Genomic DNA, 12,166 nt, shown 5'->3' on the forward strand with positions numbered 1-12,166 from the left:
CATGCCCCGCAGGATCGCGGCCCGTCTCGACCCCCGGGTGGTCGGTTCCCGCCTGTTCATGATGCTCTGGCTGACGGTCGCGTGGGTCATGCTGTGGGGCCCGGTCGAGGTCGGGACCATCGTCGCCGGGGTCCTCGTGGCACTCGTGGTGATGGTCCTGCTCCCACTCCCCCGTGTGCCCGTGGAGGGCCTGGTCAGACCTCTGTCGACGGTGTGGCTGGTGATCGTGGTGGCCTACTACCTCGTCCGTTCGTCGCTCGCCGTGGCGTGGCTGTCCGTGCGCCCCCAGGCACCGCCCCGTTCCGCCGTGCTGCGGGCACCCATGCGGCTCAGGTCGGACTTCACGCTCGCCCTGGCCGTCAACACCCTGAACCTCATGCCCGGAGGCGTCGTCGTGCGCGTCGATCCGGTGGCCCGGTACGTGTACGTCCACGTCCTGGACGCCGGCAGCCCCGAGGCGGTCGAGCGGTTCCGGCGCCAGACCGCCCACGTCGAACAGCTGTACTCTCGGGCGTTCGAACGGCCCGAGGACTGGAAACCGAGCCCGCAGCACTACTACGCCCCCTCGGAGGAGTACGGGACCGACAGCGAGGAGCACCGATGAGCCTGACACTGCTGTTGTGGAGCGCGGCCGTGGTCGCCCTCACGCTCGCACTGTTCACCACCATGATCCGTCTGATCGGTGGCCCGGGCACCCTCGACCGACTGATCTCGCTGGACATGCTCGCCGCGATCGCCCAGTGCGGCGTCGGGGTGTACATCGCGTGGAGCAAGGACACCACGGCGGCGGCCGCCCTCGTAGCACTCGCACTGGTCGCCTTCCTCGGATCGGTGTCCGTGGCCCGGTTCCGCGTCAGCGACTCCGCCGGAGTTCACAAGGAGACCCTCACATGACCGACGACCCCAGGGAGATCGTCTCGGCACTCTTCGTCCTCGCCGGGGCGTTGCTGACCCTCGCCAGCGCCATCGGTCTGGTGCGCTTCCGCGACACCCTGAGCCGGATGCACCCTGCAGCCAAACCGCAGGTCCTGGGACTGGTGCTCGTCTTGCTGGGGGCGAGCATCCGGATCTTCCCCCACATCGACCTGGGAATGCTGCTGCTGGCCGGCATCGTGGCCGTGTGCACCGCACCGGTGATCGCCAACCGAGTGGGCAACCTGGCGTATCACGAGAGCGTCGAGGACGGAACGATCACCCACGAAGCCCCGGTGCTGGAGAAGTTCCAGGCCAGCGAGGCCAACCGGAAGAACACATCCTGACCCGCCGATCGGGTCCGGGCGCCGGGACGACTCGAGCCCCGCTCCCTTCACGGGGGCGGGGCTCGTTCGGTGGTACCGGGCTACCGGTCGATCACGGGGCGGGCTGAGCAGGCGACACCGCGGTCCCGGTCTGGCCCTGGGTGGGCTGCTCCCCGACGGGGACCTCCACGAGGACGTCCTCCTCGATCTCGACGACCTCGACCTCCGCGCCCTCGACTTCCGCGCCCTCGACCACGTCGGCGTCCTCCGCCTCCGCGTCGGCCTCCCCCGTGTAGGTGGGCAGGGTGTAGGGGGCGTCGGGATCCGCGGGCTGCTCGTTGGGCGGGGAACACGCGGTCACGGCGAACGCGAGTGCGAATGCGGGAACCGCGACCATGAGGCGGCGGGCGGTCTGACGCGGGGCCATGAGGGCTCCTTCGATCTCGAAAAGCTGCAGGTCGCTGTGAGCACGCGTCCCGACGGGCGGAGTGCGTGAACTCATCATATCCTCAGCAGTCAGCGGTCGAGGTCCTGGGTGACGATCACGATCACCCCGGGGGCACCCACCTCGAGATCGGCAGGGCGGGGCAGGGCGGGGATGCCCAGCTGGGCCGCGACGGCCTCGGCGGCCTGCCGCTCACCGGCGCCGGTTCCGAAGTACACGGTCGACTCGGACACCACCGGCCGGTTGGAGGGCAGGTTGGCCACCTCGCCGACGGCGAAACCGGACTCGCGAAGCGCCTCTCCGGTCCTCCCGGCGAGCCCCGTGACGGTGCTGTTGTTGAACACCTGCACGGGTACCGCGGTCACGGCCGGAACGCCGGGCTGGCCGGCCGGGGGCTGCTCGGCGGCCTGACCGGGTTGGCCGGGTTGGCCGGCCACCGCCTGGCCGTCGGGATCGACCTGCGGGTCGGCGGGAGCGTCCCCGGGCTGGGCGGGCGCGGCGGGCGGTTCGGCCTGCTCGACCTGGGCACTGTCCTGGTCGGTGGCGGTCGGGGTCTCGTCGTCGCCCCCGAACAGCTGGACGAGCCCGATGCCTATCGCCAGGACCACCGCGGCCAGGAGGACCATCGCGATGGCCCGGTACGGAGGTCCGGTCGGCTCATCCTGGTCGGGGCCGGCCCCGGCGCCGCCGGCGGGCGCGCCCGGACCGTAGGGGTCGTACTGCGAGGTTTCGGGCTGGGAGCTCACGCCGGTGAGTGTAGGTCAGTCGAGCCGCATTCCCAGGTTGCGCGCCGCGCGTGCCTTCTGACGGCTGCTGCGCATGCGACGAAGCCGCTTGACGAGCAGCGGGTCAGCGGCCAGCGCCTCGGGGCGGTCGATGAGGCCGTTGAGGATCTGGAAGTAGCGGGTCCCGGACATGTCGAACTTCTGCCGGATCGCCTCCTCCTTGGAGCCGGCGAACTTCCACCACTGACGCTCGAACTCGAGCATGGCCCGGTCCCTGTCGGACAGCACGGGGTCGGCGGCGTGCAGCTCGTCCGCGGGCGGCGAACCGCCCTCGACCCGCGGTCGGCGTGCCGCGGTTGCTGATCGACCCATTCGCTCGCCTCCTGTGCCCGGATCACACCGTTGTGATTCCCCCGTAGTGAACCACACGGATCCGACACCCTGCCAGGTGCGCACTAGGATCTCCTGCCATGGCCGTCCTGCCCATCGTCATCCTCGGCGATCCCGCCCTCCACACCCCCACCGAGCCCGTCACGGAGTCCCCGGAGGAGATCCGCGACCTCGTCCGCGACCTCTACGACACGATGGACGCCGCCAACGGAGTGGGTCTGGCCGCCAACCAGGTGGGGGTGCGCAAGCGGGTGTTCGTCTACGACTGCCCCGATCTGGACACCGAGGACGGCGAGGGCGTCTCCCGCGAGGACGTCGAGGCCCGCGGCGGCTGGCTCAACCGCCGCGGCTGCATCGTCAACCCGGTGCTGGAGACCTCCGAGATCCCGGAGACCATGCCGGACCCGGAGGAGGATCTCGAAGGATGCCTCTCCGTCCCCGGTGTGAACTTCCCGCGCGGGCGCGCCTGGTGGGCCCGGGTCACCGGAACCGACGAGAACGGCGAGCCGGTCTCCGTGGAGGGCTATGGCCTGTTCGCGCGGTGCCTGCAGCACGAGGTCGGTCACCTGGACGGGTACCTCTACACCGACCATCTGATCGGCCGTCACCGCAAGGCCGCCAAACGCCACATCCGCGACGCAGGCTGGGGCGTGCCCGGGTTGAGCTGGGACCCAACCACCGATCCCGACCCGTTCGCCGACGAGGACGACGGTGACGAGTGGGACGACGACGAGGCCACCGACCCCCGTGGCTGAGCAGGACTGGGGTCTGGCGGACCGGTCCCGGTGGAACGCCGGCCGACGCGTGGAGGTGGGGATGCGCGTGGTGGTCCGTCGCCATCTGGAGGCCGGGCAGGGTTCGCACCTCTACACCGACGTCATCGGACACGTGGTCGCGCTGGATCCCGAACTCGTGGTGCGTCGCGAGTCGGGCGAGGAGGTGCGGATCCCCGATTCCGACATCGCGGTGCTCAAGGTGCTACCGCCCCGGCCGGTCCGGGCACGCGACGTCCGGGCGCACGAGTGGGCGGGTGCGTTGGCGTGGCCGGGCACGGACTTCGAGCTCGTCGACGGCTGGTTCTGCCGTGCCGGTGACGACTGGTCCTACCGCGGGAATTCGGCGGTCCCGGTGTTGCCGTGGGCCAGCTGCTCGGAGCTGGACGGGGTCCGCGACTGGTACGCGGCCCGCGGCCTGCCACTGCGCCTGGTGGCCGTGGACCGGCTCGTGGACGCCGACCGGATGCTGCTCGACGGTCGGCCGGTGGATCCCGCACGAGTGCGCGCGGACAGGGAACTCGTCCTGTGCACGGTCGACAGCCGCGAACTGCTGGAGCGCGTGGACGCCACCGTCCCCGCCGACGCCCGGCCCCCGGTGGTGTTGGCCGACTCCCCCGACGACGACTGGCTCGCGCTGTACCACGCCACCGCCGGTCTGGACCCCGACCGCGTCCGGCCCGCGATGCTGGCGACCGCGGGGCTGGCTGGGCCCGGGTCGGGCGGGACAGACCAGGGGCTGCCGGGCCCGGGCGGGCACGTGGTGTTCGCCCGCGTCGAGGACGACGGCGACCTGGCCGCCATCGCGCGGGGCGCCGTCACCACCGGGCCCGACGGGACACCGCGCGTCGCGGTCTCGTGCGTGCAGACCGCCGACGCCCACCGCCGACGCGGGCTGGCCGAGGTCGTCACCGGCGCGCTCGTCGGGTGGGGCCGGTCGCTGGGCGCCGAGGAGTGCCACCTCCACGTCTTCGCCGACAACGCGGCCGGCCGCGGGCTGTGGGCCAAGCTCGGACTGGCCCCGCACCATTCGATGCGTCACCTCGTCGTCGTCGAGGGTTCCACTCCGCGGTCCACGCGATCCGACGCCGGGTAATAGACTGCTCGCCATGCGCCTGGCCACCTGGAATGTCAACTCGATCAGAGCTCGACGGGACCGCGTCACGGCCTGGCTGGAACGCTCGGACGTCGACGTGCTGGCCATGCAGGAGACCAAGTGCAAGGACGACCAGTTCCCGCACGAGGCGTTCGAGGAGCTGGGATACCAGGTCGCCCACCACGGCCTGAGCCAGTGGAACGGCGTGGCCGTGGCCTCGCGGGTGGGGCTCGACGACGTCCGGTTGGGCTTCGACGACATGCCCGGTTTCCACAAGGACCCCGAGGTCACCCAGGATCCGGAGGCGCGCGCCATCTCCGCGGTGTGCGACGGCGTCCGCGTCTACAGTCTCTACGTCCCCAACGGCCGTGAACTGGCGGACCCTCACTACACCTACAAGCTCGAGTGGCTGGCCCGGCTCCGCGACCACGCCTCCGCCGAACTCGCTGCCGACCCGGCCGCGCAGGTGGCGTTGGTGGGCGACTGGAACGTGGCACCGCACGACGAGGACGTGTGGGACATGGAGGTCTTCACCGGCAAGACCCACGTCTCCGAGCCCGAACGCCAGGCCTTCGCGGCCTTCGACGGGGCGGGCTTTCGCGAGGTCACCCGCGAGTTCACCCCGGGCCCCGGCGTCTACACCTATTGGGACTACACCCAGTTGCGCTTCCCCAAGAAGCAGGGCATGCGCATCGACTTCCAGCTGCACTCGCCGGAACTCGCATCGCGGGTGACCGGCGCGTTCATCGACCGCGAGGAACGCAAGGGCAAGGGCGCGTCCGACCACGCCCCGGTCGTCGTAGACCTCGACTAGCACCGCGACCCGGCCCACCACGAGGAGCCCGCACCGATGTCCACGTTCCAACTCCGTCACTACATCGACCGCCTGCGCGCCGAGGGCTTCACCGTGCGCGACGACCACGGTGAGGACCCCGACCTCATCGACATCGACGGCAGGGCCGTGGACACCTGGCGGGAGAACTACCCGTACGACCATCGGTTGGACCGCAACCAGTACGAGGTGGAGAAGTACCTCCTGCAGATCGAGCTGCTCAAGTTCCAGAACTGGCAGGCCGAGTCGGGCCACCGGCACGTGATCGTGTTCGAGGGCCGGGACGCCGCCGGCAAGGGCGGGACCATCAAGCGGTTCACCGAGTACATCAACGTCCGGCAGGCCCGGGTGGTCGCGCTGATCAAACCCACCGAGACCGAGCTGTACCAGTGGTACTTCCAGCGCTACATCAGCCACCTGCCCACCCGCGGCGAGCTGGTCATGTTCGATCGCTCCTGGTACAACCGGGCCGGTGTCGAGCGGGTGATGGGGTTCTGCACGGACGCCCAGTACTCCACGTTCATGGAGCAGGCGCCCATGTTCGAGAAGATGTTGGTGGACTCGGGCATCGGCCTGACGAAGTTCTGGTTCTCCGTCACCAAGGAGGAGCAGAAGACCCGGTTCGCGATCCGGCAGCTCGACCCGGTCCGTCGGTGGAAGCTCTCCCCGATGGACCTGGAATCACTCGACAAGTGGGACCTGTACACCGCCGCCAAGGAGGAGATGTTCCGGCGCACCGACACCGACTGGGCCCCCTGGATCACCATCAAGTCCAACGACAAGAAGCGGGCGCGCATCAACGCCATGCGCTACTTCCTCCACCAGTTCGACTATCCGGAGAAGGACCCCCAGGTGGTGTTCGACCCTGACCCGAAGATCGTCCGCCGCGCCAGGGACGCCGTCGGGGACTGACTGAGCCCGCGAAGGACGCACCCGCGCACACGACCCGTCGGGAATGTCCGGGCGCCGGCGCGCATTGCACCGGGTATGAGTCACACCAATGATCCGGCCGTTGTCAGACGTCTGCTCTCGGACCGCGGGCGCTGGGCGGTCGTGGGCCTGTCGGCGAACACCGGACGGACCGCGCACAGGATCGCCGCCTATGTCCGCAACCTGGGTCACGAGATAGTGCCGGTTCATCCCAGGGCTGAGACGGTCCACGGTCAGCAGGGATACCCGGATCTCGCGTCGGTACCCGGCGAGATCGATGTGGTCGACGTCTTTGTCAACTCGGCGCTCGCGGGCGACGTCGTGGACCAGGCGATCGCCCGGGGCGCGAAGGCGGTCTGGCTCCAGCTGGGTGTGATAGACGAGGCCGCGGCCCAGCGCGCTGCCGATGCGGGGCTGGACGTGGTGATGGACGCCTGCCCGGCCATCGAGGCGCCGCTTCTGGGCCTCGCCTGAGCGAGAGCACCCGCCGTGGCGGGAACGGCCCGCCCGCAGGTCAGAACCCGCTGGCGCTCAGCCCGATCATGGCGAAGATGAAGGCGAAGTAGAGCACGATGAGCAGGGCGAAGAGGCCGAGCGAGATGAGGCCGAGCTTCTTGGCTGACGCGCTCGCCGCTTCGGCCTCCGCGTGGTGACCGGCCGCCCACAGCGGGTAGACGTCCGAGGCCCGGGTCATCGCGACGAATGCGAGCGGCCAGAAGAACAGGATCGAGGCCACCGCCCAACCGATGTTCGACGGGGGGCCCGGCCGTGCGGCTCCGGGGGACCCGGTGAACCCCCCGGGGGTCTGGGCCCCGTAACCCGGGTGCTGGCCATACGACGACGCGCCCTGCCCGTATGTCGGGCCCTGGCCGTAGCTCTGGTCCTGCCAGTAACCGGACTCCTGCCCGGGGGTCTGGCCGGCCCCGTACGGGGAGTCGGAGGAGGAACCGGGGTAGCTCGGATTCGTCATGCCCGAATCGTATCCCCGAACGTGGGCTCCCTGAAACACCCTTCCCGGGTCAGCGGGGGGCCACGAGGAGCTGGTACTCGGGGAAGCGGACGAGGAACCGGCGGACGTAGCTGCACACCGGGCGGATCTTGTGCCCGTCCAGACGCATCCGGGTGAGGACCAGACTGACCAGCAGTCGAGCGATGCCCTGCTGTCCGAAATGCTCCTCGATGACGGTGTGGAGAAGGATGTAGACGTCGCCGTCCTTCTCGTACCCCACCAGACCCATGAAGGTCTCGCCGTCCCACAGTTCGAACCGGTCTCTATCGGTGTTGTGGACCAGCACCAGTGACTCCACTCGGGACATGGGACTCCTTCGGCAGGGTGTGTTCCACACCCGATGCTACTCGCCGGGGTACGCTCGCCCGGCACAATTTCATACTCGTCCCCACGGGAGTCCGCTTCGGAGCGCGGGCTGAGAGGACGGCCGGCCGGGCCGTCGACCGTAGAACCTGTCCGGGTCATGCCGGCGTAGGGAGCAGTGAGCATCATGGGCACACACACGTCCACCCCCAGCGCAGAGTCCACCTCGATCGAGTCCGTGACCTGCGGCCCGATCCACTCCAGCAGCAAGTCGTACCTCGAGATCCCGGCGGAGGGCGGCACGCTGCGCGTGCCCGTCCGCCGGATCGCCCTGACCAACGGCACGTCGTTCGACGTCTACGACACCTCCGGCCCGTACACCGGGTACGCCGACGCCGGGCAGTGCCACGACCTCGGCTCCGGCCTACCACCCACCCGCGACGAGTGGACGCACCCGGAGGCCGTGCCCGCCTCGTCGGAGGACTCCACGCCGGTACGAACCCAGCTGGCCTGGGCCCGCGCGGGTCACATCACCCCGGAGATGCGCTTCATCGCCGCGCGCGAGGGAATCGACGTGGAGCTCGTGCGATCCGAGGTGGCCGCCGGCCGCGCCGTCATCCCGGCCAATCACCGCCACCCGGAGAGCGAACCGATGATCATCGGCAAGCGCTTTGTCACCAAGATCAACGCCAACATCGGCAACTCCGCGGTCACCAGTTCGATCGCGGAGGAGGTCGAGAAGATGGTGTGGGCATCCCGGTGGGGCGCGGACACCATCATGGACCTGTCCACCGGGCGGGACATCCACGAGACCCGCGAGTGGATCCTGCGCAACTCGCCCGTCCCCGTGGGCACCGTGCCGATCTACCAGGCACTGGAGAAAGTGGGCGGCGACCCGACGGCGCTGACCTGGGAGCTCTATCGGGACACCGTCATCGAGCAGTGCGAACAGGGAGTGGACTACATGACCGTCCACGCCGGGGTGCTCCTGCGGTACGTCCCGCTCGCCGCCACGCGCGTCACCGGGATCGTGTCGCGCGGGGGATCGATCATGGCCGCGTGGTGCCTGGCACACCACCGCGAGTCCTTCCTCTACACCCACTTCAGTGAGCTGTGCGAGATCCTCGCGACGTACGACGTGACGTTCTCCCTCGGGGACGGCCTGAGGCCCGGGTCGATCGCCGACGCCAACGACGAGGCGCAGTTCGCCGAGCTCCGAACGCTGGGTGAACTCACCCGGATCGCCAAGCGCCACGGCGTCCAGGTGATGATCGAGGGCCCGGGACACGTGCCGATGCACATGATCGTGGAGAACGTGCGCCTGGAGGAGGAGTGGTGCGAGGAGGCGCCCTTCTACACACTGGGGCCGCTGGCCACGGACATCGCTCCGGGCTACGACCACATCACCTCCGCCATCGGGGCCGCGCGGATCGCCGAGGCGGGCACGGCGATGCTCTGCTACGTCACCCCCAAGGAGCACCTGGGCCTGCCCGATCGCGACGACGTCAAGACCGGCGTGATCACCTACAAGATCGCCGCGCACGCGGCGGACCTGGCCAAGGGCCATCCGGGCGCGCAGGCGAGGGACGACGCGCTGAGCACCGCGCGGTTCGAGTTCCGCTGGCGGGACCAGTTCGCCCTGGCCCTCGACCCCGACACCGCGCTGGCCTACCACGATGCGACGCTGCCCGCCGAACCGGCCAAGACGGCCCACTTCTGCTCGATGTGCGGTCCCAGATTCTGCTCCATGCGGATATCGCAGGACATCCGGGACTACGCCGCCGAGCACGGACTGGACTCGGTCGAGGCGATCGAGGCGGGGATGGCCGAGAAGTCGGCGGAGTTCGCCGAACACGGCTCCCGGGTGTATCTGCCGATCAGTGGAGGCTGACGGGCCGACCCGCCCGTGAGACGTGTGACGCGGCGGCGTCACACGTCTCACGCGGCACGTCCCCTCAGGCGTCGCGGCGCAGGGTGATGACGAGGCCCAGCGCCCACAACGCCACGCAGACCCCGGCGTACCAGGCGAAGGCCGGCCATTCGCCCCACGTGATGAACCCGCGGACGGACTCGCCCTGGGTCCAGTAGTCGCCGTTGGCGAACGGCATCCAGGCGGCGATGTCCTGCCCCACCCGGGGGATCAGCGAGACCATGCCCTCGAGGGCCAGCGTCCACACCAGGAACAACGAGATGGTGCCGGCGGCGTTGCGCATGATGTGCGCCAGGCCCATCACGGCGAGGGTGCCCAGTGCGGCGTAGACGGGGAACCGCACGAGGTATCTCAGGCCGTCGCCGGAGAACGGGGTCCACGAGTCCAGTCCGGACAGTGCGCCCGCCACCAGCATCGCGATCACCACAGCGACCGCGGTCACGACCATGGACAGCACCGTGAACAGCACCGTCTTGGCCACTATGGCAGGCCACCGCGACGGCGTGGCCAGGAACGTGGCCTTGTTCGTGTGGAACCGGTACTCGCCGGTCACGGCGACGATCGCGGCGATCCACGCCAGGATCACCGTGAACGCGCTGACCCCCAGTATCGCGAACAGCGGGTCGCTTCCGCCGCCGGGCGCCCCGGCCACCGGCTCCCCGGACGAGGTCTGCTCGAACTGGCCGATGATCGCGGCGAGGCCGACGGCGAGCACGACTCCCAGCCCGTAGAGCCAGTAGGCGCTCTTGGTGGTGGTGGCCTTGATCCACTCGGACTTCAACAGGTTCATCGGGTGGTCTCCTGACCGTGGTACTCGACGTCCTGGTCGGTGAGCGCCATGAAGGCCTCCTCGAGCGACGCCCGCTTCTCGTGCAGTTCGTGGACGGTGATCCCCAGGCTCGCGGCGAGGTCACCGACCCGGGGTGCCGGCAGCCCCTCGATGAGGAACACCCCCTCCGCGGGGTCGAAGGTGGCGTTGATCCCCTCCTCCCGGGCCGCGGCCGTGAACTCCTCGACGTGCGGCGTCCGGAGCAGGACCGATGACCGCGCGGCGGAGAGGAACTCCTCGACGGACGTCTGGGCGCGGAGGACCCCCCGGCCGATGACGACGAGATCCTGGGCCGTCTGAGCCATCTCCGACAACAGATGGCTAGAGACGAGCACCGTCCGGCCCTCGGCGGCCCGGGCGTGCATGAAACGGCGGATCCAGAGGATTCCCTCGGGGTCGAGTCCGTTGACCGGTTCGTCGAACAGCAACACCTCGGGATCGCCGAGCATGGCGGTGGCCAGACCGAGCCGTTGCCGCATGCCCAGGGAGTAGCCACCCACCTTGCGGCCGGCCACCTCGGTCAGGCCGACCAGTGACAGCACCTCGTCGACGCGACTGTCGGGCAGTCCGCCCGCGGCGGCGATCATCCTCAGGTGCGATCGCGCGGACCGGTTGGCGTGGGTCCACGACGCGTCGAGCAGGCACCCGACGGTGCGGATGGGATCCGCGAGCCTCCGGTACGGCTGGCCGTTGATCAGCGCCTCACCCGACGTGGGGGTGTCCAGACCGACGATCATCCTCATCGTGGTGGACTTCCCGGCACCGTTCGGGCCGAGGAATCCGGTGACGACGCCAGGCCGCACCACGAAGCTGAGGTCCTCGACCGCCGTAGCGGCGCCGAAGCGTTTGGTGAGATTGCGTACCTCGATCATGTGCTCCAGTGTGCCTGCCGTGGTCCGCATCGCGGGTTCCTCCCACTCGGTTCCCGCCCAGGTGTGTCAGGGCTTACTCTCGAAGCATGGACGACGCGCGAGACGATCACGGCCCTGAACTCCCGTCGATCCGCGCCTCGGACCACGAGCGGGAGGCGACGGCGAGATTCCTCCAGCAGTCCTACTCGGAGGGGCGGTTGACCCTGGCGGAGTTCGACGAGCGCACCACCAAGGCGTACGGGGCACTGTTCCAGTCCGACCTGGCCGAGCTCACCCGCGACCTCTCCCCCGCCCGCGGCGACGGCGGGTCCCGGCCCGGGGTCCATCACGATGAGGCGCCCGCGAGGAGGGTCACCGGTGGAACCGGTCCGTCGTCGTCACTGGCGTTCATGGGCGGATGCGAACGCAAGGGCGCGTGGACGGTTCCCGCCGAGCACACGGCGTTCGCCGTGATGGGCGGGGTCGAACTGGACCTACGCCAGGCCTCTCTGCAGGCGCACGAGACCACGATCCGCGCGTTCGCGATCATGGGCGGGGTCGAGATCTACGTGCCGGACGACATCCACGTCGTGGTCGAGGGCCTCGGTCTGATGGGCGGATTCGGCGAGGAGGCCGGCAGGTGGAAGCCCGACCCCCGCCCGGTGCGGCAGGCCTCTCCGGGCGCCCCGGTCGTGCGGGTCACGGGGCTCGCGCTCATGGGCGGCGTGGAGGTGCGCAGGGTTCCCCGGACCCGCTGATCGTGCCCGTGCCCCGACGACGGAGCACGGAGCCGCCGGCGACCCGTCGGTCACTCG

Annotated in this window: 17 protein-coding genes and 1 riboswitch; of the genes, 10 read left to right on the forward strand and 7 right to left on the reverse strand. The window is 69.8% G+C overall.

Translation table 11 applies throughout. The annotated features are described in order from the left end of the window. Nucleotide 1: 1 nt before the first annotated feature. The 3 genes from CT688_RS13970 to CT688_RS13980 are packed head-to-tail and all read left to right on the forward strand — an operon-like array spanning nt 2 to nt 1,259. Nucleotides 2-604 carry a Na+/H+ antiporter subunit E gene (locus CT688_RS13970; protein ID WP_107757393.1) on the forward strand — a complete coding sequence of 201 codons (603 nt, stop codon included), beginning with the start codon at nt 2-4 and terminating at the stop codon, nt 602-604. Continuing rightward, on the forward strand, nt 601-894 hold the full coding sequence (locus CT688_RS13975; RefSeq protein WP_107757394.1) for a monovalent cation/H+ antiporter complex subunit F: 294 nt from the start codon (nt 601-603) through the stop codon (nt 892-894). Before CT688_RS13970 ends, CT688_RS13975 begins: the two co-directional genes overlap by 4 nt. Beyond that, complete coding sequence (locus CT688_RS13980; RefSeq protein ID WP_107757395.1) at nt 891-1,259, forward strand: monovalent cation/H(+) antiporter subunit G; 369 nt, start codon at nt 891-893, stop codon at nt 1,257-1,259. Before CT688_RS13975 ends, CT688_RS13980 begins: the two co-directional genes overlap by 4 nt. A gap of 91 nt (nt 1,260-1,350) precedes the next feature. On the opposite strand, the gene CT688_RS17385 is transcribed toward CT688_RS13980, so the two are convergent. From CT688_RS17385 to CT688_RS13995, 3 genes are all read right to left on the reverse strand, one after another. After that, complete coding sequence (locus CT688_RS17385; RefSeq protein WP_156607274.1) at nt 1,351-1,665, reverse strand: hypothetical protein; 315 nt, start codon at nt 1,663-1,665, stop codon at nt 1,351-1,353. Nucleotides 1,666-1,754: 89 nt separating this feature from the next. Next, nucleotides 1,755-2,429: a LytR C-terminal domain-containing protein gene (locus CT688_RS13990; protein ID WP_107757396.1), complete on the reverse strand. Its 675-nt coding sequence runs from the start codon at nt 2,427-2,429 to the stop codon at nt 1,755-1,757. 15 nt (nt 2,430-2,444) lie between these two features. Next, on the reverse strand, nt 2,445-2,780 hold the full coding sequence (locus CT688_RS13995; protein WP_107757397.1) for a DUF3263 domain-containing protein: 336 nt from the start codon (nt 2,778-2,780) through the stop codon (nt 2,445-2,447). 98 nt (nt 2,781-2,878) lie between these two features. On the opposite strand from CT688_RS13995, the gene CT688_RS14000 reads away from it, so the two are divergent. From CT688_RS14000 to CT688_RS14020, 5 genes are all read left to right on the forward strand, one after another. Then, a complete protein-coding gene (locus tag CT688_RS14000; protein WP_107757398.1) occupies nt 2,879-3,553 on the forward strand; it encodes a peptide deformylase in 675 nt (224 codons plus the stop codon). Beyond that, nucleotides 3,546-4,667: a GNAT family N-acetyltransferase gene (locus CT688_RS14005; protein ID WP_107757399.1), complete on the forward strand. Its 1,122-nt coding sequence runs from the start codon at nt 3,546-3,548 to the stop codon at nt 4,665-4,667. Before CT688_RS14000 ends, CT688_RS14005 begins: the two co-directional genes overlap by 8 nt. Before the next feature lie 13 nt (nt 4,668-4,680). Further along, nucleotides 4,681-5,481, forward strand: coding sequence for an exodeoxyribonuclease III (locus tag CT688_RS14010; RefSeq protein ID WP_107757400.1), 801 nt, complete (start codon nt 4,681-4,683; stop codon nt 5,479-5,481). Nucleotides 5,482-5,517: 36 nt separating this feature from the next. Then, nucleotides 5,518-6,411 carry a polyphosphate kinase 2 gene (gene ppk2, locus CT688_RS14015; protein WP_107757401.1) on the forward strand — a complete coding sequence of 298 codons (894 nt, stop codon included), beginning with the start codon at nt 5,518-5,520 and terminating at the stop codon, nt 6,409-6,411. Nucleotides 6,412-6,486: 75 nt separating this feature from the next. Continuing rightward, the gene (locus CT688_RS14020; RefSeq protein ID WP_107757402.1) at nt 6,487-6,903 is read left to right on the forward strand and encodes a CoA-binding protein; all 417 of its coding nucleotides are present in this window, start codon (nt 6,487-6,489) and stop codon (nt 6,901-6,903) included. A gap of 40 nt (nt 6,904-6,943) precedes the next feature. Here CT688_RS14020 and CT688_RS14025 read toward each other — a convergent pair whose 3' ends face one another. Next, nucleotides 6,944-7,399, reverse strand: coding sequence for a CD225/dispanin family protein (locus CT688_RS14025; RefSeq protein ID WP_107757403.1), 456 nt, complete (start codon nt 7,397-7,399; stop codon nt 6,944-6,946). Between the two features lie 49 nt (nt 7,400-7,448). Beyond that, nucleotides 7,449-7,745: a GNAT family N-acetyltransferase gene (locus tag CT688_RS14030; protein WP_107757404.1), complete on the reverse strand. Its 297-nt coding sequence runs from the start codon at nt 7,743-7,745 to the stop codon at nt 7,449-7,451. Between the two features lie 73 nt (nt 7,746-7,818). Beyond that, nucleotides 7,819-7,935, forward strand: a riboswitch (TPP riboswitch). Here CT688_RS14030 and thiC point away from each other — a divergent pair. Continuing rightward, on the forward strand, nt 7,929-9,632 hold the full coding sequence (gene thiC, locus CT688_RS14035) for a phosphomethylpyrimidine synthase ThiC (RefSeq protein ID WP_107758222.1): 1,704 nt from the start codon (nt 7,929-7,931) through the stop codon (nt 9,630-9,632). (Overlaps the previous riboswitch by 7 nt.) A 64-nt stretch (nt 9,633-9,696) precedes the next feature. Here thiC and CT688_RS14040 read toward each other — a convergent pair whose 3' ends face one another. Together CT688_RS14040 and CT688_RS14045 are read right to left on the reverse strand one after the other, a co-directional pair. Beyond that, the gene (locus tag CT688_RS14040) at nt 9,697-10,461 is read right to left on the reverse strand and encodes an ABC transporter permease (RefSeq protein ID WP_107757405.1); all 765 of its coding nucleotides are present in this window, start codon (nt 10,459-10,461) and stop codon (nt 9,697-9,699) included. Next, complete coding sequence (locus CT688_RS14045; protein WP_107758223.1) at nt 10,458-11,372, reverse strand: ABC transporter ATP-binding protein; 915 nt, start codon at nt 11,370-11,372, stop codon at nt 10,458-10,460. Before CT688_RS14045 ends, CT688_RS14040 begins: the two co-directional genes overlap by 4 nt. 86 nt (nt 11,373-11,458) lie before the next feature. Here CT688_RS14045 and CT688_RS14050 point away from each other — a divergent pair, with 86 nt between their 5' ends. Continuing rightward, on the forward strand, nt 11,459-12,109 hold the full coding sequence (locus CT688_RS14050) for a DUF1707 domain-containing protein (RefSeq protein ID WP_107757406.1): 651 nt from the start codon (nt 11,459-11,461) through the stop codon (nt 12,107-12,109). Nucleotides 12,110-12,166: the final 57 nt, after the last annotated feature.

It is taken from the genome of Dietzia sp. JS16-p6b, assembly GCF_003052165.1.
Classification (GTDB): domain Bacteria; phylum Actinomycetota; class Actinomycetes; order Mycobacteriales; family Mycobacteriaceae; genus Dietzia.